The 22,283-nt window shown below is 32.4% G+C and carries 27 protein-coding genes and 1 tRNA gene; 25 read left to right on the top strand and 3 right to left on the bottom strand.

What is annotated here, in order from left to right; all coding sequences use genetic code 11:
- Nucleotides 1-11: 11 nt before the first annotated feature.
- The 14 genes from PHI88_02215 to PHI88_02150 all read left to right on the top strand — a co-directional run bounded on the left by PHI88_02215 (nt 12) and on the right by PHI88_02150 (nt 9,394).
- Nucleotides 12-881 carry an MBL fold metallo-hydrolase gene (locus tag PHI88_02215; protein MDD5551949.1) on the top strand — a complete coding sequence of 290 codons (870 nt, stop codon included), beginning with the start codon at nt 12-14 and terminating at the stop codon, nt 879-881.
- Nucleotides 862-1,920, top strand: a complete 1,059-nt coding sequence (locus PHI88_02210) for a nucleoside monophosphate kinase (protein MDD5551948.1) — start codon at nt 862-864, stop codon at nt 1,918-1,920. Before PHI88_02215 ends, PHI88_02210 begins: the two co-directional genes overlap by 20 nt.
- A 4-nt stretch (nt 1,921-1,924) precedes the next feature.
- Nucleotides 1,925-2,422: an NUDIX domain-containing protein gene (locus PHI88_02205; GenBank protein ID MDD5551947.1), complete on the top strand. Its 498-nt coding sequence runs from the start codon at nt 1,925-1,927 to the stop codon at nt 2,420-2,422.
- A 358-nt stretch (nt 2,423-2,780) separates the two neighbouring features.
- Nucleotides 2,781-2,960 (top strand): 4Fe-4S binding protein, encoded by a 180-nt coding sequence (locus PHI88_02200; protein MDD5551946.1) that lies wholly within the window; start codon nt 2,781-2,783, stop codon nt 2,958-2,960.
- An 11-nt stretch (nt 2,961-2,971) separates the two neighbouring features.
- Nucleotides 2,972-3,292: a thioredoxin gene (trxA, locus tag PHI88_02195; protein MDD5551945.1), complete on the top strand. Its 321-nt coding sequence runs from the start codon at nt 2,972-2,974 to the stop codon at nt 3,290-3,292.
- A gap of 7 nt (nt 3,293-3,299) precedes the next feature.
- The gene (locus tag PHI88_02190; GenBank protein MDD5551944.1) at nt 3,300-3,563 is read left to right on the top strand and encodes a ferredoxin-thioredoxin reductase catalytic domain-containing protein; all 264 of its coding nucleotides are present in this window, start codon (nt 3,300-3,302) and stop codon (nt 3,561-3,563) included.
- Nucleotides 3,560-3,772, top strand: coding sequence for a hypothetical protein (locus tag PHI88_02185; protein ID MDD5551943.1), 213 nt, complete (start codon nt 3,560-3,562; stop codon nt 3,770-3,772). The genes PHI88_02190 and PHI88_02185 overlap by 4 nt, the downstream gene beginning before the upstream one ends.
- 4 nt (nt 3,773-3,776) lie before the next feature.
- Nucleotides 3,777-4,928 (top strand): thioredoxin family protein, encoded by a 1,152-nt coding sequence (locus PHI88_02180; GenBank protein ID MDD5551942.1) that lies wholly within the window; start codon nt 3,777-3,779, stop codon nt 4,926-4,928.
- Between the two features lies 1 nt (nt 4,929).
- Entirely contained in the window at nt 4,930-5,787 is an 858-nt protein-coding gene (locus PHI88_02175; GenBank protein MDD5551941.1) for a CAP domain-containing protein, read from the top strand.
- 24 nt (nt 5,788-5,811) lie between these two features.
- The gene (serS, locus tag PHI88_02170; protein MDD5551940.1) at nt 5,812-7,110 is read left to right on the top strand and encodes a serine--tRNA ligase; all 1,299 of its coding nucleotides are present in this window, start codon (nt 5,812-5,814) and stop codon (nt 7,108-7,110) included.
- Nucleotides 7,111-7,152: 42 nt separating this feature from the next.
- Nucleotides 7,153-7,404, top strand: coding sequence for a hypothetical protein (locus tag PHI88_02165; protein MDD5551939.1), 252 nt, complete (start codon nt 7,153-7,155; stop codon nt 7,402-7,404).
- A gap of 85 nt (nt 7,405-7,489) precedes the next feature.
- Nucleotides 7,490-7,834: a YtxH domain-containing protein gene (locus tag PHI88_02160; protein MDD5551938.1), complete on the top strand. Its 345-nt coding sequence runs from the start codon at nt 7,490-7,492 to the stop codon at nt 7,832-7,834.
- Nucleotides 7,835-7,866: 32 nt separating this feature from the next.
- Complete coding sequence (locus tag PHI88_02155; protein MDD5551937.1) at nt 7,867-8,784, top strand: thioredoxin domain-containing protein; 918 nt, start codon at nt 7,867-7,869, stop codon at nt 8,782-8,784.
- A complete protein-coding gene (locus PHI88_02150) occupies nt 8,744-9,394 on the top strand; it encodes a hypothetical protein (protein MDD5551936.1) in 651 nt (216 codons plus the stop codon). Before PHI88_02155 ends, PHI88_02150 begins: the two co-directional genes overlap by 41 nt.
- A 122-nt stretch (nt 9,395-9,516) precedes the next feature.
- On the opposite strand, the gene amrB is transcribed toward PHI88_02150, so the two are convergent.
- From amrB to amrS, 3 genes are read right to left on the bottom strand one after another with little or no spacing between them, the layout of a single operon-like run.
- Nucleotides 9,517-10,323, bottom strand: coding sequence for an AmmeMemoRadiSam system protein B (gene amrB, locus PHI88_02145; protein ID MDD5551935.1), 807 nt, complete (start codon nt 10,321-10,323; stop codon nt 9,517-9,519).
- A gap of 8 nt (nt 10,324-10,331) precedes the next feature.
- On the bottom strand, nt 10,332-12,806 hold the full coding sequence (locus PHI88_02140; GenBank protein ID MDD5551934.1) for a S8 family serine peptidase: 2,475 nt from the start codon (nt 12,804-12,806) through the stop codon (nt 10,332-10,334).
- Between the two features lie 5 nt (nt 12,807-12,811).
- Nucleotides 12,812-13,822 (bottom strand): AmmeMemoRadiSam system radical SAM enzyme, encoded by a 1,011-nt coding sequence (gene amrS / locus PHI88_02135; protein MDD5551933.1) that lies wholly within the window; start codon nt 13,820-13,822, stop codon nt 12,812-12,814.
- A 68-nt stretch (nt 13,823-13,890) separates the two neighbouring features.
- Here amrS and thpR point away from each other — a divergent pair, with 68 nt between their 5' ends.
- The 11 genes from thpR to fusA all read left to right on the top strand — a co-directional run.
- Nucleotides 13,891-14,490: an RNA 2',3'-cyclic phosphodiesterase gene (thpR, locus tag PHI88_02130; protein ID MDD5551932.1), complete on the top strand. Its 600-nt coding sequence runs from the start codon at nt 13,891-13,893 to the stop codon at nt 14,488-14,490.
- Nucleotides 14,491-14,505: 15 nt separating this feature from the next.
- Nucleotides 14,506-14,886 carry a hypothetical protein gene (locus tag PHI88_02125; protein ID MDD5551931.1) on the top strand — a complete coding sequence of 127 codons (381 nt, stop codon included), beginning with the start codon at nt 14,506-14,508 and terminating at the stop codon, nt 14,884-14,886.
- Between the two features lie 24 nt (nt 14,887-14,910).
- Complete coding sequence (locus tag PHI88_02120) at nt 14,911-15,384, top strand: hypothetical protein (protein ID MDD5551930.1); 474 nt, start codon at nt 14,911-14,913, stop codon at nt 15,382-15,384.
- Nucleotides 15,385-15,393: 9 nt separating this feature from the next.
- Complete coding sequence (gene murC, locus PHI88_02115; protein MDD5551929.1) at nt 15,394-16,728, top strand: UDP-N-acetylmuramate--L-alanine ligase; 1,335 nt, start codon at nt 15,394-15,396, stop codon at nt 16,726-16,728.
- The gene (locus tag PHI88_02110; GenBank protein ID MDD5551928.1) at nt 16,725-17,132 is read left to right on the top strand and encodes a septum formation initiator family protein; all 408 of its coding nucleotides are present in this window, start codon (nt 16,725-16,727) and stop codon (nt 17,130-17,132) included. The genes murC and PHI88_02110 overlap by 4 nt, the downstream gene beginning before the upstream one ends.
- Before the next feature lie 3 nt (nt 17,133-17,135).
- Nucleotides 17,136-17,206: transfer RNA gene (locus tag PHI88_02105), tRNA-Gly, on the top strand.
- Between the two features lie 116 nt (nt 17,207-17,322).
- The gene (locus PHI88_02100; GenBank protein MDD5551927.1) at nt 17,323-18,345 is read left to right on the top strand and encodes a hypothetical protein; all 1,023 of its coding nucleotides are present in this window, start codon (nt 17,323-17,325) and stop codon (nt 18,343-18,345) included.
- 266 nt (nt 18,346-18,611) lie between these two features.
- Nucleotides 18,612-19,067 (top strand): hypothetical protein, encoded by a 456-nt coding sequence (locus PHI88_02095; GenBank protein ID MDD5551926.1) that lies wholly within the window; start codon nt 18,612-18,614, stop codon nt 19,065-19,067.
- Between the two features lie 176 nt (nt 19,068-19,243).
- Entirely contained in the window at nt 19,244-19,654 is a 411-nt protein-coding gene (gene rpsL / locus PHI88_02090; GenBank protein MDD5551925.1) for a 30S ribosomal protein S12, read from the top strand.
- Nucleotides 19,655-19,659: 5 nt separating this feature from the next.
- Nucleotides 19,660-20,112, top strand: a complete 453-nt coding sequence (gene rpsG, locus PHI88_02085; GenBank protein ID MDD5551924.1) for a 30S ribosomal protein S7 — start codon at nt 19,660-19,662, stop codon at nt 20,110-20,112.
- 52 nt (nt 20,113-20,164) lie between these two features.
- The coding region (fusA, locus tag PHI88_02080) for an elongation factor G (protein ID MDD5551923.1) at nt 20,165-22,283 on the top strand (2,119 nt) is incomplete at its 3' end.

Here is a 22,283-nt window from a genome sequence, read left to right as displayed (position 1 = left end):
AAAATTTGAACATGCAGATTAAAGTTAAAATTGGAATAGTTTTTTTGATTTTAATTGGAATTGCCAATTTTTGTTTATGGCAATTTATTTTAAATTACAAACAAGTAAGTGAATCAATTGTTGAGGTTAATTTTTTTGATGTTGGAGAGGGAGATTCTATTTTAATTGAGATGCCAAACTCAAACCAAATTATAATTGATGGAGGGTTATCGCAGGACGTTGTTTCGAAAATTGCAAAAGAGATGCCTTTTTTTGACAGAAAAATTGAAATGATAATTTTAACCCATCCCGACAAAGATCATGTCACAGGACTTTTCGAAGTTTTCGACGTTTTTGAAGTTGAGAAGGTTTTGATGCCAGAAATTAAAGGAAAAGAAGAGAAAAAAGAATTGTATGTTAACTTTAAAGAAGCAGTAAGAGAAGAAGGGAGTAAAATTATATTTGCAAAGCAGGGGCAGAAAATTTCTTTTCCGGGCGAAGTTTATTTTTTGATTTTTTGGCCCGCTAAAGACTTTTTTAGTAGCGACATAAATGATTTTTCTATTGTTGGGAAATTAATTTTTGAAGAAACCAGCTTTCTTTTTACTGGAGATATATCAGATAAAATTGAAGAAAAATTAATTTTAGATAATTTTTTGCTGAAGAGTGATATCTTAAAGGTGGCACATCACGGGAGTAAATATTCTACTTCTGATAAATTTTTGGCAGAAATTATACCAGGGGTAGCTGTAATTTCAGTCGGTAAAAATAGCTATGGTCATCCAACAAGGGAGGTGTTGGAAAGATTAGAAAAATATGATATAAAAACGCTTAGGACGGATAAAAATAAAGACATAAAAATAATTTCAAACGGTAAAAATTATGGATTCTCCGATTTTTAAAACAAGAATAGAAGGCATTGACAGAAAATTTAATTTGACAAATCCAAAAGAGCAAGAAGAATATTTTGAATTGAAAGTGGGGAAAGAAATAAAACAATTAAGGGAATTTTTTAAAGAAAATACGTTTATTGCTTATTTACTTGGTAAGAAAAATTCAGGTAAAGGTACTTATGCAAAGATGTTTTCTGAAATTGTTATGCCAGAGAGGATAGATCATTTTTCAATTGGAGATATGATAAGAGGGATAGATAAAGAATTAGCAGATAAAGAAAAAAAAGAAGAATTAATTAAGTTTTTGGAAAAAAATTATCGAGGACAGTTTTCTTTAGAGGAAATTATATCTTCCCTTGAGGGAAGAAGCACAAAAATTCTCCTACCAACAGAGCTTATTTTAGCTTTGGTTAAGAGAGAGATAAGGAAGAGAGAGAAAAAATCTCTTTTTATAGATGGATTTCCGAGAGACTTAAATCAAGTTAATCTTTCTTTGTTTTTTAGGGACCTAGTAGGATACAGAGACGATCCGGACGTTTTTATTTTAATTGATGTTCCAGAAAAAGTTATTGATGAAAGAATTAAATGGAGGAGAGTTTGCCCTATTTGTCAAACTTCAAGAAATTTAAAACTATTAGTGACATCAAAAGTTGGTTTTGATGACGAAAAAAAAGAATTTTATATAGGATGTGATAATCCAAATTGTAATGGCGAAAAAATGGTTCTAAAAGAGGGTGATGAAGCTGGAATTGAACCGATAAAAGAAAGACTAAAGTTAGACCAAGAACTTATGGAACATGCTTTTTCTCTTCATGGAGTTCCAAAAGTCCTTTTAAGGAATTCGATTCCAGTTTCAAAAGCTAAAGAATATATTGATGATTATGAGATTACTCCTGAATATGTTTTTGAAAAAGATAATACAGAAAAAATAAAAATAAAAGAAAAACCCTGGACGTTTTTAGATGACAAAGGAGAAGAATCTTTTAGTTTGTTACCCCAGCCAGTTGTAGTTTCAATGATAAAACAACTAGCAAAAATTTTTTGCTAATCTAATGGAAATTAAAGATAACGAATTACATCGCGTTGTCCCCACTGCAATTATTTATAAAGACAATAGGTATCTCTTATTAAAACGTAGCCCCAAAAAGAAAGCTTATCCAAATAAATGGACTGTTCCTGGGGGCGGACTTGAAGTTGATGATTATATAAATACCAAAAAAACAACTTCTGATACTTGGTATTTTGCAATCGAAAAATCACTAAGAAGAGAAATAAAAGAAGAATCAAATCTTGAGGTTGGGAAGATAAAATATCTTTTAAATATGGCATTTATCAGGCCTGATGGCGTTCCTGTTGTGGTTTTAAGTTTTTTCGCTCCATATAAGTCAGGAGAAGTAAAATTAGATGAAGATAGCGTGGAATATACATGGGTTACTTACAAAGAAGCAAAAAATTATGATTTAATTGAGGGAATTTTAGAAGAAATAGAAATGGTAGATAAAATTTTAAATGGCTTAATCGAAGATGAAGCAGAGTATAGAAAAAAATAACCACACTATTTACAAAAAGCTTAAAGATTCCCAAATATAAAATCTATTGACAAGCACCTTTTTATTTTTAGATAATATTAATGGTCCTGGGACAGGAAAATTCCTGGACTATTTACAAAAAGCAGGGAATTCTAAATTTTGTAATATTCACTGGTTCGTCCAGGATATTACATTGCGAGTTCCCACCTGGGAAGTTAATTCTAGGATATTTTCCCTCTTGGGACCACAAAAGACGCTAAGGTGAAAGCGTTTTTTGTTTAAATAGAAACTTGAAATTTTTTTTAAAAAACATAAACTTAAAACTACAAAGAAAAGTCGTTTTTAAAATAATTATCAAGATTACTAAATTAAAAAAAACATGCCCAAAATAAATAAAGATCAATGCGTGGGTTGTGGAGCTTGTATTACGGAATGTCCAAATCAAGCGATTGAAATTAAAGAAGATGGCAAAGCAGAAATTAACCAAGAAAAATGTCAAAAATGTGGAAAATGTATAGAAGTTTGTTCTGTTGGAGCAATTGAAAAAACCGAAGAATAATTTTTAAATATATGGATCCGTTGATTTTAAATGATGAAAATTTTGGGGAATCAGTTTTAAAGAGTAAAAAGCCAGTAGTGGTTGATTTTTGGACTACCTGGTGTACTCCTTGCAAATTTTTATCCCCTATACTTGATAAAATCTTAAAAGAATTTGAGGGTAAATTAGTTTTTGCAAAAGTAGATATCGATGAAGCTCCCTTAACAGCAGATAATTACCAAGTGCAGCAAATTCCTACTGTAATGTTGTTTAAAGACGGAAAGCCAATTTCTTTTTTTATTGGCGTTCAGAAAGAAGAAGTAATTAAGCAATGGCTCGAGGAAAATATTTAATAAAAATATGAATGAAATTGAGAAATTAATTAAAGAATATGAAAAATATGCCAAAGAGAATGGTTTTAAATTAAATCCTAACAAAAAAATCGTGGAAAATATCGTTAAAAGTTTACTTTTGCGAGAGGGAAAATTCGGTCAGAAATATTGCCCTTGTCGTAGAGTGACTAACAATAAAGAAGAAGATAAGAAAATAATTTGTCCTTGTATTTATCATAAAGAAGAAATAAAAAAAGATGAACATTGTTACTGTAATTTATTTGTGAAATGAAAACCATAAAAATTACCAAAGATACAACTCTAAAAGATTTATTAGAAATAAAAGGCGCCAAAGAAGTATTATCAAAACACAATGTTCCTTGTATTACTTGTCCTTTCGCAAAAATGGAAATGGAAAAATTGCGTCTTCGAGATGTTTGCGAAAACTATAATATAAAAATTAAAGGGTTATTAGAAGATCTAAATAAAATAAAGAAATAACGAAATGTTTAAGAAAGCGATATTAACCTTGATTATTTTTTTATTTTTAGGAACTTTATTGTTTCCTTCTTTGAGTATAGCAAAGGAACCTCAATTGGAAGTTGATTTTTTTTATAGTAAGACTTGTCCTCATTGCGCAGTGGAAAAAGATTTTTTAGATAAGATTAAAAACAAGTATCCAGATGTAAAATTCAATTATTATATTTTTGAAGAGAACATAGAACTTTTGAATGACTTTTATAAAAAATATAATGTTCCGCAAAGCGATTGGGGAGCTGTGCCAGATACTTTTATTGGAGAGGACTATTTTATCGGTTTTGATAATGAAAATAATATTGGAAGCCAGATTGAAAGTTCTATTATAAGGCAAACCGAAAAATCAAAGCCAACTTCAAGTTCTAATACGCTTCAAAAAAGAATAAATTTGCCGATTATAGGAGAGATAAATCTCAAAAATTATTCTTTGCCAGCATTGGCTGTTATTTTGGGAGTTTTAGACGGTTTTAATGTTTGTTCTCTTGGTGCTCTTGTTTTAATTTTGGGCTTAGTTTTGGCTTTAAAGTCAAGAAAAAGAATTTTAATTTTAGGAGGCGCTTTTATTTTGACTACTTCGATTGTCTATGGTTTTTTAATAGTTCTTTGGTATAAGCTTTTTTCTGCCATTACTCCTTATATGAAGATAATGCAAATTATAATTAGTATTTTGGCATTTGGAGGAGGAATATATTTTTTAAGGCAGTTTTTAAGATCTAGAAAAACGGGCCCGACTTGTGAAATAGAAACTGGGCAAAAAATCGGTTCTAAATTTTCAAGACGCCTGAAGGAATCTCTTGAAAAATCAGAAAATATTTTTATAATTCTTGGCATCGTTCTTTTATTTGCATTTTTGATAACAATTGTTGAATTCCCATGTTCTGCGGCAGTGCCTCTTTTATTTGCTGGAATTTTAGCAGATTCTGCTTTGTCGTCACTTCAATATCTTTTTTATATTTCAATTTTTGTTTTCTTTTATATGCTGGACGAGTTGATTGTTTTTTTAATTGCTTTTTTTACTTTGCGTATTTGGATTTCGTCAAATAAAATTGTAAAATGGGTTTCCTTACTTGAAGCTATTATTCTCTTTTTAATAAGTTTTTATTATCTTTTTGGTCTTTAGGATGAAAAACAAAAAAAATAAAATAATTGGCATAATCTTTTCTCTTTTGGGAATTATAATTATTTCAACTCTCTTTTATTTAGTTCTAAATGAAAGAATATTTAACAAAGAAAATTTACTTCCTGGTCCTTTAACATCAAAAGAAGAAAAGAGCCAAGGGGTTCTTTCTAATGATAAAATTATAAAAATTACTAACGAATATCGTGGTAATGAAAATCTTTTACCTCTTGGAGAAAATGAGATACTTAACAAAGCAGCAATGGAAAGAGTTGAGGATATGTTTAAACAGCAGTATTTTGCGCATGTCTCTCCCGACGGAAAAGATATTTCAGATACTTTAGAACTTGTTCATTATGAATACGCTGTTTCCGGCGAGAATTTAGCCCTTGGTTATTTTGCAGATTCAAAAGATCTTGTTGATGCCTGGATGGCAAGTGAAGGACATAGAGCGAATATTTTAAATTCAAAATTTACAGAAATTGGAGTTGCGCACAAAATTGGACTATATGAAGGGAAAAAACAATATATAGCAGTACAGGTTTTTGGAAAGCCAATGGCGGATTGTTTTATGCCAGATGAAAATTTAAAAGAACAAATAAGCTTAGAAAAAAAAGAGGTGGCAGCGTTAGAGAAGAGGTTGGACAATTTAAAGGGAGAAATAAATTTACTTGAGGCAAAAATAGAAGAGAACAACAAAAAAAAGAAGGAACTGCAGTCGCTTCAAGCTCAACTTGAGGAAAAAGTAGATTATTATAATAATCTTGTGGGGCAGTTAAAAACAAAACAGGTCTCTCTTCAAAAGTTGATTATACAATATAACGATCAAGTAGACACATTTAATCAGTGTGTAAAAAACTAAAATGATTTGTTAAAATATTAAAATATGCTGGATATAAAATTTATTAGAGAAAACAAAGATTTAGTTAAAGAAGCCGTAAAATTAAAGGGCGTTAATCTTGATATTGATAAACTTTTAGATATAGATAAAGAAAAAAATAAATTTTTACAAGAAATAGAAAAAATAAGGAATGACAGGAATAAAAATGCCCACCTAATAGAAAATTTACAAAAAGAAAAAAAAGACTTCAAGAAATATATTAAAAAAGGAAAGGAAATAAAAGAAAATCTTTCAAAGATTGAAGAAAAATATAAAATAATTTCAGAAGAATACAAAAAATTAATACTTCTTGTTCCTAATATTCCGGCAAAAGATGCCCCCAAAGGAGGGGAAGAGGCGAATAAAGAAATTTATAAATCTGGGGACATCCCAAAATTTGATTTTAAGATAAAAGATCATATTCAAATTGGGAAAGATTTAGATTTAATTGATATTGAAAAAGGCGCTAAGACGTCGGGATTTCGTGGATATTATTTAAAAAACAAAGCGGTCTTTTTGCAATTTACCATTTTATGGTATGCTCTTAAAAAAGTTGTAGAAAAGGGCTATCAGCCTTTTTGGCCTCCAGCGCTTCTTCGCGAATTTGCTTTAATTGGCAGCGGACATTTTCCAGAGGGGAAAGAGGATATATACCAGATAGCAAATCCTGGTAAACTTGAATCGGGTCAGGAAGTTAAAGAGAAAATTTTTTTAGCAGGGACCTCAGAGCCTTCTCTTCTTACTTACTTTTCAGACAGAGTCTTTAAGGAAGAGGAATTGCCAGTTAAGGTTTGTGGAATCTCCCCTTGCTATAGATCAGAAGTTGGAAGTTATGGTAAAGACACTAAAGGACTTTACAGGGTACATGAGTTTATGAAAGTAGAAGAAGTTGTCTTTTGTAGAAACGACACAAAAGAATCAAATAAACATCTTGAAGAGATGCGATTGATTTCAGAAGAGATTTTAAAGGAGTTAAATTTGCCATATAGGATAGTTGAGATCGCAACAGGGGATATGGGAGTAGGCAAGCACAAGATGTATGATATTGAAACATGGATGCCATCGCGTCAAAGTTATGGCGAAACTCATTCAGCCTCTAATCTTACTGATTGGCAGTCACGGAGACTTAACATTAAATATAAAGAAAAGAAAGGCGATAAAAAATTTGTTCATGCACTAAACAATACTGTTATTGCCTCTCCTAGGATTTTAATTTCGATCCTCGAATGTTATCAGCAAAAAGATGGCTCTGTAAAAATTCCAAAAGTCCTCCAGAAATATCTTGGATTTGACACAATTAAATAAATTTGATATTGTTAAAACCTAAATAAAGGTTTCTCTAAAAATATGTTTGAGCAAACAATATTTTATATTTTAGGTTCTATATTCTTCTTTATAGTCATAATTCTCTTGGCATTTTTCCTTTACTATGCCGTACAGGTTTTAAGGAATATTGTTAAGATAAGCACTACGGTTCAGGAAGTTGCTGAAGACGTTAAAAAAAGAGTAGAAAATCTAAGTGCTGTAATGGCCGGAATAGTTACTGCTGTTGAAAAAATCAAAAAGAACTTAGAAGAAAAGTCGAAAAATAAAAAATAAATTTATATATGGAGCTCCGCATTAATTTTCTCACTGAGAAAAAATTATGGAGCTGACGCATTAAATTTTCGCTCCGTTCAAAATTATGAAGAAAGATAAAAAAAACACTGCGCAAAAAGTAACAGCAGGCTTTATAGCAGGAGCAATTGCTGGCACCATAGCTGGTATTTTAATGTCTTCAAAAAAAGGCAAAGAGATAAGGAAAGATATTAAAAAAACAGCTGATAAAATAGCTAAAGAAGTTGCTAAAAAGGCAGAAAAAGTTGAAGAATTAACCAAAAATAAATACGAAGATATAGTAGACGAAGCTTCAAAACTTTACAAAAAAGCAAAGAAAGTTAAGGCAGAAGACATAAAAGAAATAGTTGCCTTTTTGAAAGACAAATGGCCAGAAGTTGAAGTTAAAGTTAAAAAGAAAAAGAAGGAATAATATTCGTAATTCAATAAAGTCAATTTAAAACCATGAGAATATCAAGGGATAAAATTATAATTTTAGTTTTAGTTATTTTACTTGGGGCATCTCTTATTACTGGCGGTTTTGGAGCACCAAGACTTATCCAAAAATTATCAGCAGATAGAGTTGCTAAAAATACTATTGATTTTGTAAACAAAAATCTTTTACCTTCGGGTATAGAAGCTTCCTTAATTTCAGCATCTGCAGGCCAAAGTGGTCTTTATTCAGTGAAATTTAAAGTAGCTGATAGGGAATATGATGCTTATGTTTCTGCAGATGGTAAGCTTTTATTCCCAGAAGGTATTGCTCTTAAAACAAACACAAAAAAAGCAACTTCTTCGGGAGAAATTCCTAAAAAAGACAAGGCGGACTTGAAATTGTTCGTGATGTCTTTTTGTCCGTATGGCAATCAGGCAGAAAATTTAATGAAACAGGTTGTTGACCTTTTGGGCGATAAAGCAAATATTGAAGTTCGTTATATTGTTTCTAAAGAAGGAAATGATTATAATTCTTTGCACGGTAAAGAAGAGCTTGATCAAGACGTTATAGAGCTTTGCGTTCAAAAATATTTTAAAAATAAGTATTGGAATTTTCTTTCTGAAATAAATTCAAAAACCACTCTTGAAACTGTTGCTAAAAAATGGGAAGGAATTGCAAAAGCTTTAGGGATAGATACTTCAAAAATTAAAACTTGTGCGGCAAAAGAAAGAAATTCTCTTTTGAATGCAGAAATAGCATTATCAGAAAAATATAGTGCTAGTGGGTCTCCGACAATCGTAATTAACGATACAATTTACGAAGGAGATAGAACGGCAAATGCATATAAAGAAGCAATTTGTGCTGGTTTTAAAAATCCTCCTGCAGAATGTAACAAAAAATTAAGCAATGAGGCAGAAAGTACATCGAACGAGGATTGCGGGCAATAAAAGAAAATTATATTTTGAGATTCGTCGTAAATTTGTTCATCTTGTTTTTGGCGCAACGATAGCGTTTCTAATTTATAAAGATTTATTTTTCCTACCCTTTTGGGTGGGAATTTTATTTTTGGGATTAATTTTCTCTTATTTATCAAAGAAAGGAGAAAAAATATCTTTTATTTCCGATTTTATTTTTTCATTTGAAAGAGAAAAAGAAATAAAAGAAGCACCGTTAAAAGGCGCTTTACTTTTTCTTTTGGGATGTATTTTAAGCTATATTATATTTGAACCCCAAATTGCAATTGCCGCAATTGTTACACTTTTTTTAGGAGATACTATTGTTGCGCTTTTCGGACTTTCTTTTGGTAAATTTAAATCACCAACTAACCCTAAAAAACATATCGACGCAACTTTGGTTGGTGTTTTTGTAAATACTATTATTATATCTTTTTTGTTTTCCTTCTCGCCATGTAAAATTTTATTTGCTTCAACCATTTCTCTTTTTTCAGAGAGTTTAATTCCTTTTAATAAACTAGAAAACAGTTTCTTCAAAATAGTTTTTGATGACAATATTTTAATTCCTTTGATTTTCGGCCTTACATTATTTTTTCTGGCATAAACTTTAAAAAAATAAAAAACCTCGCAAAATTTTTGCGAGGTTTTTTAGTAAATTATTTTATTGGACTCACTGGGAATTGAACCCAGAATTCGGTCATGCGAAGACCGTAGTATACCGTTTACTTATGAGCCCACAAGACCCAAGACATTTGCGACGAGGTACCCTACTCCAAAAGGACCTTCGTAAGACAAAATATTAAACTTTAAATCTTTATTTTTCAATACTGAGAGCGCTCCAATTAAAATTGCAATTGATCTGAAGCCGCATTCCCCTGCCTCCTCGATTAAAGAAGAATCCATTTCTAAAAAATCATTAACGTTATTATTTTCTAAAAGGTTTATTAATTTTTCATCAAATAATTTTCCTCTTGGTGAGTAGCCGGCAGGAGCTGATGGTGTGAGTCTGTGTGAAAGGTCACCGCTTGCAACAAATCCAATTTTTTTAGGATTTTTTTCTATTACTTTTCCTAGAGCCTCTCCATATTTAAAATTTGTTTTTGCGTCAAGCATTGAATAGGCGAGTGGTACAATTTTTATTTTTTTGCTTTCTAAAAGATAAAAAAGAGGCACTAGGATGCCATGATCTAGTTCCTCTTCTAATAGTCTATAATTTATTTTTTCTTTTTTAAATTCTTTTTCAATTTCTTCTATTAAATTTTTATCATTCTCAAGTTCAAAATTTGTCGCAAAATCTCCGAACATTAAAAAATTACCAGATAGTTTTTCATTGGTTATTATTGTAAGTTCGTGAAAATCAATTGGAGCATGAGGTGAGATTAAGATTAAAGTTTCAGGACTTTTCTTTTCCATTTCCATTTTTAATTTTTCCATTGCGTCAATAGTCCCTTTTACTTTTTTTATATCTTCTTTTGAACCAATTGTAGGTATTATAATCGGCGGGTGAGGAGTTATTGCAGCGAAAGAGAACATGTAAATTTTTAGTTTACATTACCACCCAATAAATCAGTTGAATCCCAGCTCCAGTTGCCAGCACCCGATTGCCACCACTTCTTAGCCGTATATGAGGCTGCTGTTTTGGTAAACACCCAAAATCCTGTATTTGCGTTACCATAGTTATAAAGCGCTAAGAGATCTTCTTCATTGTCCCCGTCTATATCAGCATGATAAAGTTTTGTATTATCTAAATTCCAAGAATTACTTGTATAGACTTTAGAGAAGGAAGATATATCACTTCCATTTGAAAGAAAATTCCAAATGCCCATAGAAGCTGTTGAATACTTATAAGTTAATACAATATCACCATTTGTATCGTTATTCACATCTCCTGTCTGAAGATTGGTTGAATACCAGTTCCAGGCTCCTGTACCAGATTCCCACCACTTTTTTGCTGTATATGATCCTGCAGTTTTTGTGAATACCCATATACCTGTTTTAGCATTACCATAGTTATATAGTGCTACAAGGTCTTCTCTTCCATCTCCATTTACGTCAGTAGAGGAAAGCTTTGCATTGTCTAAATTCCAGGTTGTTGAGGTAAAAGTATTAGAAAATGAGCTTATACCAGTTCCATTTGAGGTAAAGTTCCAGATACTTATCTTAGTTGGACTGTATTTGTAGGTTAATACAATATCATCTCTTGTATCATTATTTACGTCTCCTGTCTGAAGATTAGTAGAATACCAGTTCCAACTGTTAGATTGCCACCATTTTTTAGCAGAATAACCTGTGTCTGTTTTGGTAAAAACCCACAGTCCTGTTGTTGCGTTTCCATAGTTATACAATGCTATAATATCTTTCCTACTATCTCCATTTACATCTCCTGAGGCAAATTTGCTTTTACTGTAATCCCAGGTTGCGGTGGAATAGGGTTTTGAATGATATTTGTGAGCTACATCGCAAGAAAGGAAATTCCAAATACCCATTCCTGAAGAATAATAATTATAGATAGGTATAATATCATCCACGCTGTCTAAAGAATTAGTACATCCGACTGCATTCCAGGCATTTATCCTGCCATTGCCAAAGTATATATCTTTACCCCCGGTTCCAAGGTCTAACGCAGTATATTGAAGTATGTTTTTTACTTCATTATTTGTTAAGGCAGGATTTAGACTTCTTATAAGTCCAGCAAGGGCGGAGACATGCGGAGTTGACATTGAAGTTCCACTTCCAATGGCGTAATTATTACTGGGGTAGGTGCTTGTGATATTTGTCCCTGGAGCGGCAACATCTATTTCTTCTCCGTAATTTGAAAAAGATGCACGTGTGTCGTTTTCGGTTGACGCGGCAACTGCTATTACTTTTAGAGAATAAGAAGGGAAATAATGAGAGACATATTCATTGTCATTTCCTGCGGCAAAAACAATTACTTGGTCCTTAGTGTCGTTTGCATATGCTATCGCGTCATCTAATGTTTGGCTATAAAGATCTCTCTCAAGAGTCCAGCTATTAGAGGATACTTTTGCCCCCATATCTGCGGCATACTTAATCGCTTTTGAAAGATCAAGAGAGGTTGAGGCATGATAAAGACTGAGTGGCATTATTTTTGCAGAATAGGCAAGCCCTACGACTCCTTTTGAATTATTAGCAACCGCTCCTATTGTTCCTGCAACGTGCGTTCCGTGGCCATAAGTATCCATTGGATTATTATCGCCAGATCCTCCATAGAAATCCCATCCCCTCCAATCATCAATATAGCCGTTAGCATCGTCATCCACTCCGTTTGATTCCTTACCTAGTCCAACTTCTCCAGAATTTGTCCACATATTTGCAGCGAGATCTTCGTGGTTATAATCTACTCCTGTATCAATAACAGCGATAGTTACACCGGCGCCGCTATTTACGTCCCAAGCCTGAGAAGCTTGAAGTTTTTTTAGCCCCCAAAGATCACTAGTGTAATAGGGGTCGTTTGGAGTCACATTCAGCTTTAAGTTATAAACAGGTTCTGCATATTCTACCTCGGATAAGTTAGAATATTTTTTAATAACTTCTTTAATGTTTTTGTTGGGCTCTATCTTTATTCTAAATATGGAGTTAAATTTCTTCGAGTCCTTTGATGTTTTTTTATTTTCTGGAAACGCTTTTTCTATTTTTTCTATTTTATGTTCTTGATTTAATCTATTTATCGATTTTATTCCCGTATTTTCTTTTTCAATAATATTTTTAGATCTAAATTTAATTTTTCCTTGAGAGGTGCTTTTTATTTTTATAATAAATTCATCAGTTTGATAAGTGCCCTGTTTTTTAAAATTAGAAAGATTTCTAAGTTGGTTTTCTTTTACTGTTAAAGCTTTTATTTTGTTGTGTCCATTGTCTTTAACTGAACCCAAGAGATAGCCATTGCCTGTTTTAACAAAAAAGAATACGAAAATCGCAACAACAAAAAAGAATATTAACCAACATATTAAATCTTGTTGTTTGTTTTTTTGTTTTTTCTCTTTTTTATGAGACATTTTTATTATTCAATAATATTAAGGTCCCTTCCGCACTTTGAGCATTTTCCTTTTTTGTCATGTCTTTCAATTATATAACCAGTTCTGTCAATCATTTTTGCATGGCATTTTGGACAAAAAGTATCTTCAGATGCAAGACCCGGCATATTTCCGCCATAAACATAAGAAAGTCCTTTTGAAATTCCTATATCACAGCCTTGCTGAACAGTTTCAATTGGGGTTGAATAAAGATGTCTCATTTTCCAGGAAACTTCTGGGAAAAATCTTGAAATATGCCAGGGAGTTTCCCTACCAAGATTTTTTACTATAAAGTCAGCAATATTGTTAAAAACTGTTTCTCCTACAAAGCCCGGAATTGCAAGTGTGGTTACTTCAACCCAGACATTTCTTCTCTTAAATCTAATAAGATTTTCAAGAATAGGATCTAACATTCCATCGCAGTATTTTTTGTAAAAATCTGCTGTAAATCCTTTAAGGTCTATGTTAATAGCATCAAGGTGAGGGGATACAAAATCTACAGTTTCTTTTGACATAAAGCCGTTTGAGACCCAGCAAGTTTTTAGTTTCTTTTTTTTAGCTAATTTCATTGTTTCTAAAGCAAATTCAACAAACACTGTAGGTTCTGTATAGGTGCAAGATATACTGGGACAATTATATTTTATTGCAGTTTCTACGATTTTTGCTGGAGTTATCTCCTCACCTACGATTTTTCCTTTTAATTTTGGTCCTTGAGATATTTCCCAATTTTGGCAGTTTTTACAGGAAAGATTACAGCCAGCTGTTCCAAATGAAAGAGAACTTGTTCCTGGTAAAAAATGGAAAAATGGTTTTTTTTCAATAGGGTCAATATTCATTGCGGCAACTTTTCCGTAAGTAAGGACATATAGTTTGCCATTTTTATTTTCTCTTACGCCACATTTTCCTCTTGTGCCGAGTGTAAGCACGCAAAAATTAGGGCAAGCGCGGCATTGTACGCTTTTTTGAGAAAGTTTTCTGTATAATCTTGCTTCTTTCATAAAGTTTTATTATCTTTATTCTACAAAACTTTTTAGTTAGTAACAAGAAGTGATATAATAATAAATCTATGAAAAAACGTATTTTTGTTGCAATAAAGATACCAGAAGAGATAAAAAAAGAGTTGTTTTCTTTTCGGGAAAAATTTAAAGAATTGAACCCCGTTGAATCCCGCAAGGCGGGAGCGACAAGGTCGCTATTCAACGGAGTAAATATAAACTGGACTAAGATTGAAAATTTTCACTTTACAATTCTTTTTGTAGGTTGGGTTGAAGATCAGGAAACAGAGAAAATAAAAGAAATTTTAAAGAATGTTTCAGAGAAATCATCGAAATTCTATTTAGAATTAAATAAATTAGTTTTAGGTCCTTTCAAAGAAAAACCTCGCATGATATGGGCAACGGGACCACTTAACGAGAAAATAGTTAATTTAAGGAAAGATATTGTAAATGCATTTTTGGAAAATAAAATAAATTTTGAAGACAGGCACGAATTTAAAATTCATATTACTTTGGCTCGCGCAAGAGGCAACGAACTTTGGGGAAAAGAAATTGAAGAAAATTTAGACCTGATTATACCGGTCAAAGAAATTTTTTTAATGGAAAGTGAATTAAAACTCGAAGGAGTAGAATATAAAATAATTGAAAAATTTAAATTAAAAAGGTCTTAACTATTTTTTAAATATATGAATTTAGAAAAAAACAATTTTGAGAATTTAAACGAACAAGAAAGTTATGAAAGATTTAAGATACCAGAAGAATATATAGCGGGAGATTACGAAGAAGAGCAAGGAGATTTTTATGGTGACGGGGAACCTGGGTTAAGTATAGTTTTAGAACCCTGGCTAGAAAGTGATTCCGAAACAGCTATTCTTTTTGAAAAATGGGAGGATGGAAAAATTAAAGAAGAAGAAAAGGAAAAACTTTTTACCAAGCTCGAAAGCTGGTTGGAGGCATTGGAAGGCGCGAAAGAAGGGGGCGTATTTAGTCTAACAGAAATGGGTGAAGAGGCTTTAAGACAATTAAAAGAGCTTTTACGTGAAGAGCCCAAAGAACCGGATTGGTAATTAATTTAATAATCATATCTTATAATGAGAAAAATAAGAGGTGGTATACATAAACCTTCTGGAATGAGTTTAATTGGAATAATCTTTGTTATTTTTATTTTAGGATTTTTAGCTTTTGGGACTTTTTATTTTTCAAATAATAAAAGCCAGAGAAAAGAAACTAATGTTTCAAGGATAGATGAGGCAGAAGCTGCAGTAGTAAAGGTGGAGATGAATCAAATTCCAGTTGAGGCCACTAGTTATTTTGCAGTAAAAAATACTTATATTGGTTTTGAAAACGAACAGGGAATTTTAAATATAAAAAGTAGCGTTGAAGATAAGGGATGGAATTTTTCTATAACAACTAATCAAAATCAATACTGCGCTGCAGCCAGCGTATCTTATTCTGATAATGAAGGAGAGGAAATTGCAAGTTGGTATTGTGTTGATAGTGAAGGGAAAAAAGTTGAATATTCTAACATTCCTTTAAATAGTTGTAAAAATTATACTTGTGAGTAATTAATCTTTATGAAGATTTATTTTATTGGAATTGGCGGAATTGGTGTTTCGGCATTGGCAAGATATTATCTTAAAAAGGGCCACGGCGTTAGTGGCTCTGATTTAATTGCAACAGAAATTACAAAAGCGCTGAAAAAAGAAGGGGCAAAAATTTCAATTGGAAAGCATAAAGCCTCAAACGTAAAAAAAGACACTAATTTAGTTATTTACACTTTTGCGGCGCCAAAAGAAAATCCCGAGCTAAGGGAAGCAAGAAAATTAAAAATTAAAACAAAAACTTATCCAGAAGCTTTGGGGGATCTAACAAAAAAATATTTTACAATTGCAATCTCTGGAACTCATGGCAAAAGCACAACGAGTTCCATGGCAGGAATTTTATTAAAAGAAGCCGGGCTTGATCCTACTGTTTTAATTGGAACAAAGCTAAAGGAATTTGGTGATTCAAATTGCAGAGTAGGAAAATCAAGATATCTTGTTATTGAGGCAGATGAGTATGGCAGCGCTTTTTTAAATTATTGGCCAAAAATTATTGCTTTGACCACGCTTGAAAAAGAGCATTTAGATTATTTCAAAAACGAGAAGAATATTTTTAATGTCTTTAAAAAATATATAAGTCATCTTCCAAAGGACGGGGTTTTGATTGCAAACAAAGATGATGAGAATATCTCAAAACTCAAATCCCATATCGCAAATCCAAAATTTAAAATAAAGAATTATTCACTAAAACAAAAAAGCGATGTTGTAAAAGTAAAAAAAACATTGAAAGTTCCTGGGATTCACAATATTTCAAATGCTTTGGCGGTTTTAAACATCGCAAGAACCTTGGGAATTTCAGAAAAAATTACACTAAAAGCACTTTCAAAATATAAAGGTGCCTGGAGAAGATTCGAAATTATTCCGAGTAAAATTAACAACACATCTTATACTTTGATTTCTGATTACGGGCATCATCCAACAGAGATTAAAGCGACCTTGCAAGCGGCACGAGAAAAATACAAGAAAAAGAGAATTATTTTAGTTTACCAACCACATCAGTATCAGCGAACAAAACTTTTATTTAAAGATTTTGTGAAGTCTTTTGACGAAGCTGATTATTTAATTTTAAATGAAATTTACGGAGTCGCGGGCAGAGAAAAGGGAAATTTGGTTTCTTCAAAGAACTTGACAGAAGCGGTTAACAAAAGATGGCGCAAAGGAAAGCCCGTAGAATTTTTTAAGAACCAAGGCGACATTTTAAAGAAACTCTCCAAAATAATAAAAAAGGGTGATATATTAATAGTAATGGGAGCGGGCGATATATATAATCTTACTTTAAAGTTTACTAAAAATCTTAAAAAGAAATGAGGACGATTAATAAAAGAAAAAAATTTGTAAAGACCTTATCTTCGAAATTCTTTCTTTTTTGTTTGATTTTAGCCTTTGCGGGTCTTGCAAAAATTACAGTTGAAAAATATATTGAAGTAGATAAAGCGAAAGCCACACTAAATCAGGAGCAAAAGAAAATAAAAGAAGGCGAGAAAAAGAATACAGAGCTAAAAGAAATGTTAAAGTATTTCCAGACAAAAGAATATTTTGAAAATATCGCAAAGAAAAAGCTTAATCTTGTAAGACCGGGAGAAAAAGTAATTTATGTTATGCCAGAAGAAGAAGAGGAGAAAAAAGTGAAAGAAGAAGAGACAAAAAAAGTAGAAAAAAGTTTTTGGGAGAAAATAAGAGAATTTTTTAGTAAAGACGATAAGAAAAAGTAATTTGCGGGTGTAGTACAGTGGTAGTATTCTTGCTTCCCAAGCAAGTGGCGAGGGTTCGATTCCCTTCACCCGCTCATTTTTAAAGCGGTTCGAATCTCCTCGTCCACCAAGATATTATAATATTATTACAGAATTGAGTCTTAGATAAAAAGCTCCAAATCTTGGGGCTTTTTTGGTAGAATAGGAGAATATGAAAAAATCAATCATTATAATATTTGTTGTTTTAATAATTGCTATAATTGCAATATTTTTATTCCAAAATATTTTTAATTCTGGAACAGTAGATATTAGTTGGGCAAAGACTAATATTAAATTATGGCATATAAATAAAAATTATCATTTATGTCGCATTGATACTGATGGACAGAATAAATTGTGTATTAAGGAAAAAATAAAAGATAGATTTATTTTTTCGCCTGACGGAAAATTTATAGCTTTTGTTGTATGGGGTAAAAATGAAAAAGATTCTTCTTTGTATATTATTAACACCAAAAATTTTTCTCAAAAAGGATTGGTATTAAATTCTAAAGAAATAGCCGACAATATAGAATGGTCGCCAGATAGTAATTATATTGCATATAATATTCATGATACGGACACAAACAATGACGGAGAAATAGATTATTTAGATAGAGATAGTATTTATTTAGTTGACTTAAAGACGGGTGAGAATATTTTATTGGCAAAAGGAGTTATTGATAGGTATGACCCCTTTTATTGGTTTAAAGACAGTAAACATCTATATTTCGGAAGAAAAAAATTAGGTGGTCCAGAATATTATATCAAGATTAACATTAAAACTAGAGCTCAAAAACAGATAGCAGATAGCGGGGAAAATGGAGACCCAAGAATTTTAGATTATATTGATAATGATTTGCTTCATTTTAATCAAGAAAATGGCAGTTTTATAAATAGCGTTTCTAATACTTCAAGAGATGGTAAAACAATATATTCTGAGCGTGGATCTATTTTTGTAGATGGAAAAGAATTGATAAAATTTAAAGGATCTTATGATAGCAAGTTCAATTCAGGTTTTTCAATTCCGCAATGGCTTCCCGATAATAAGCATATAATTTTTGAAGGAGCATGTAACCAATCTTTTCTCTTGAGTTTTTTTCAACCACACAGATGCATTTTTATAGCTGATTCTGCGACAGGAAAATTTGGTAAACTCACAGAAGGAAATTATGCAGGAGCTTATAAGGGGAACTAAAAATAGAAATATAGATTATTTTAATTGAAAACAGGCTTTCCTAACTCCCAAAAATCTCCTTCTGATTTCTTTCATAAAATCCCTATCCTCTAAAGTTATAATAAGTTTTGAACTGCGACCCCAAATAACTAATAGCAAAAGACTAATAACTAATAATTAAATCCCTACTTTTTATGGAGTTTTTTGTTAGAATATATTAAAGGTCTTTAAAATGAATTAATTAAAAGATTAATACGGCAGACGATTCAAAAACCAATTGGAAGGTTTTGTTAGTTATCTTTTTATTGGCTCTTGTTGTTGGGAGCGGTATATATTTTTGGCAAAGAAATCAAACAGTTTCAGAGCCAATTGTTGTAACTCCAACGCCAGAGGCAACTCCAACAGAAAAAGTTGATTCTGGAGCACCGACTAAAGTTGTTGAGGATTTCATGAAATATACTTTGGGGACTTTACCAGATTCTAATATAGATTATGAAACAGCTCGTAATTTATTTATAGAAGATTTAAAATCACAATATTCTGACGATTCTTTTGTTCCGCGTTTTTATGGAATTCAAGACGGGCCAGATTCAGCTAAATTCATTTCGGAAAACATTTCTGATAATGAAGCTACTGTAAGAGTTGATGTTTCTTTTGGAGAGATGACAACCGCCTGGGCATTTCTTTTGAAGAAAGAAGGAGATCTATGGTTAATTAGTGGTTTTCGAAACGACGCTCAGTAATATTTAAAAAGGTTTTTATAACCACCCTTGCATTTTTTCGAAATTTTGCTAAGTTATAAAGGAGCGCGTGGCGCTTACTATTTTTTTTGAAAAAGAACGATGGAGCTACGCATTAATTTTTCGCTCCGCTTAAAATTATGGAGTCAAGACATTAATTCTTCACTCCGCTCAAAATTATGCCAACGATACATCAATTAATTAAAAAACCAAGAAAAAAGAAAAAGAAAAAAACGAAAATGCCGGCTCTTGCTTTTGGTTTTAATGCTAAAAAGAACAGACCGGTAAACTATCCCTCTCCATTTAAGAGGGGAGTTTGTGTAAAGGTTTTTACAACAACTCCTAAAAAACCAAACTCTGCTTTAAGAAAAGTTGCCAGAGTAAGGCTTCAGAACGGAATGGAAGTTACAGCTTATATTCCAGGCGAGGGTCATAATTTACAGGAACACTCTGTTATTATAATAAGGGGTGGTAGGGCAAGAGATTTACCGGGAGTAAGGTACCATGTCGTAAGGGGGACCTTAGATACAGAAGGAGTTAAAGAAAGAAAGAAAAAAAGATCAAAATACGGATCAAAAAAACCTAAATAAAAATTATGCAGCAAAAGATTAAACCAGACCCAAAATACGATAATATTATTATTTCAAAATTTATTAATTACACAATGCGAAAAGGCAAGAAGTTTTTGGCTCAAAAAATTACTTACGACGCTTTCGATTTAATTGAAAAGAAAACAAAGAAGGATCCAGTTTCTTTTTTTGAAAAATCATTAGAAAATGCAAAGCCTAGAATAGAGACAAAGCCAACTAGAGTTGGAGGAGCAACATATCAGGTTCCTTACGAAGTTGATGAAAAAAGAGGAAAATTTTTAGCCATGAAATGGATTTTGGAGGAAGCTAAGAAAAAAAAAGGAAGATCAATGCCAGAAAAGCTGGCAGAGGAAATAATTTTATCATCTAAAAAAGAAGGCGGAGCTATTAAGAAAAAAATTGATACAGAAAAAATGGCAGAAGCAAATAAAGCTTTTGCTCATCTTGCGCGAAGATAAAATAATTTAGAATTTGCCACGGGGTTTCTTGCTTCGTGGTTATTAATTACTTATGGCAAGGAAATATCCAATTGAAAAAGTAAGAGACATAGGCTTTATAGCCCATATTGACGCTGGCAAGACCACTGTTTCAGAAAGAGTGCTTTTTTATACTGGAATTTCTCATAAAATTGGCGAGGTCCACGAAGGACAAGCTATTATGGACTGGATGGATCAGGAAAGAGAAAGAGGAATAACAATTACGTCTGCCGCGACTACTTGTTATTGGGTTCCGACTTACAAAAAAATTAGCGAAACAGAAAGAGATAAAAGAAAAAAAGAGGAATATCAAATTAATATTATAGACACGCCAGGGCATATTGATTTTACAGTAGAGGTTCAACGTTCTCTAAGGGTTCTTGACGGAGCTGTTGTTATTTTTGATGGGGTTGCTGGAGTTGAGCCGCAGTCAGAAACTGTTTGGTATCAGGCAGACAAATTTAAAGTACCAAGAATTTGCTTTATTAATAAATTAGACCGAACAGGAGCTGATTTTAAAAAAAGCCTCGATTCTATATTTGAAAAACTAACACCTAACGCTGTTGCGCTTCAAATTCCCATTGGAAGCGAAAGCGAACTAAAAGGCGTGATAGATGTTTTATCAGAAAAAGCATATTATTTCGAAGGAGATCATGGTGAAAAAATAGAAGAAAAAGAATTATCAGAAGATCAGAAGAAAGAAGTAGAAGAATGGAAAGAAAAAGCAATTGAAAAAATTATTGAGCAAGATGAAAAACTTACAGAAGAATATCTTTCAGGGAAAGTTCCTTCTCTTGAAAAAATAAAAGAAGTTTTAAGAAAGGCCACAATTGAATTTAAGTTAGTTCCGGTTTTTTGCGGCACCGCCCTTAAGAATAAAGGCGTTCAATTATTGCTGGATGGTGTTATTGATTATTTGCCAAGTCCGGCGGATTTGCCTCCAGCAAAGGGGGAAAATCCAAGAAGTGGCAAAGAAGAAGAGAGAAATCCAGAAGACGAAGGTAATTTTTCTGCGCTTGTTTTTAAAGTGGCAACAGATCCTTATGTAGGAGAACTTGCTTATTTTAGATCCTATTCAGGTATTTTGAAAAAAGGAAGTTATGTTTTGAATGCTTCAAATAATACAAAAGAGAGAATTGGTAGGATTTTAAGAATGCATTCAAATGAAAGGCAGGAGATAGAAGAAGTTTACGCGGGGGAAATCGCAGCAACCGTAGGGCTTAAAAAAACAAGTACCGGAGATACTCTTTCAGACGCAAGCCATCCAATTTTACTTGAAAAAATTAGCTTTCCCGATCCTGTAATTTCAATAAGAATTGAACCAAAAACAAAAGCAGATCAGGAAAAATTAACAACAGCTATAAAAAAATTGATAGGAGAAGATCCTACTTTAAAAGTAGAAACAGATGAAGATACGGCAGAGACAATTATTTCTGGAATGGGTGAATTACATCTTGAAATTATAATAGATAGATTAAAAAGAGAGTTCAATGTTGAGGTTAACGTTGGAAAGCCACAGGTTGCATACAAGGAAACAATTACTACTCCTGCAGAAGCAGAGGGTAAATATGTTAGGCAGTCGGGTGGTAGGGGCCAATACGGTCATGTTTTCTTAAAAATTGAGCCGGAAGAAAGAGGAAAAGGTTATGAGTTTGTAAATGCAATAAAAGGTGGTGCAATTCCTCAAGAATTTATTCCTGCTGTTGAAAAAGGTGCTAAAGAAGCAAGAGATAAGGGGGTTATAGCGGGATATCCGTTGGTTGATTTTAAAGTTACCTTGTATGATGGTACTTTTCACGATGTTGATTCTTCAGACTTTGCTTTCAAAATTGCAGGATCAATGGCATTAACCGATGCTGCAAAGAAAGCAAATCCAGCTTTACTTGAACCAATTATGAAAGTTGAAGCAAGGGCTCCGGAAAAATTTTTGGGAGATGTGATTGGAGATTTATCGTCAAGAAGGGCAAGAATTGAAGAGACAAAAACAATAGCCCAAATTAAAGCAATTGATGCAAAAGTGCCATTAGCTGAGATGTTTGGATACGCAACGAGTCTTCGTTCTCTAACCCAGGGAAGGGGTAATTTTACAATGGAATTTGACCATTACGCAGAGGTTCCAAAGAATATAAGAGAGGAAATTGCAGAAGGTAAGA

The organism is Candidatus Paceibacterota bacterium (assembly GCA_028716825.1).
GTDB lineage: Bacteria > Patescibacteriota > Minisyncoccia > Minisyncoccales.
This window is presented reverse-complemented; position numbering and strand designations above follow the sequence as displayed.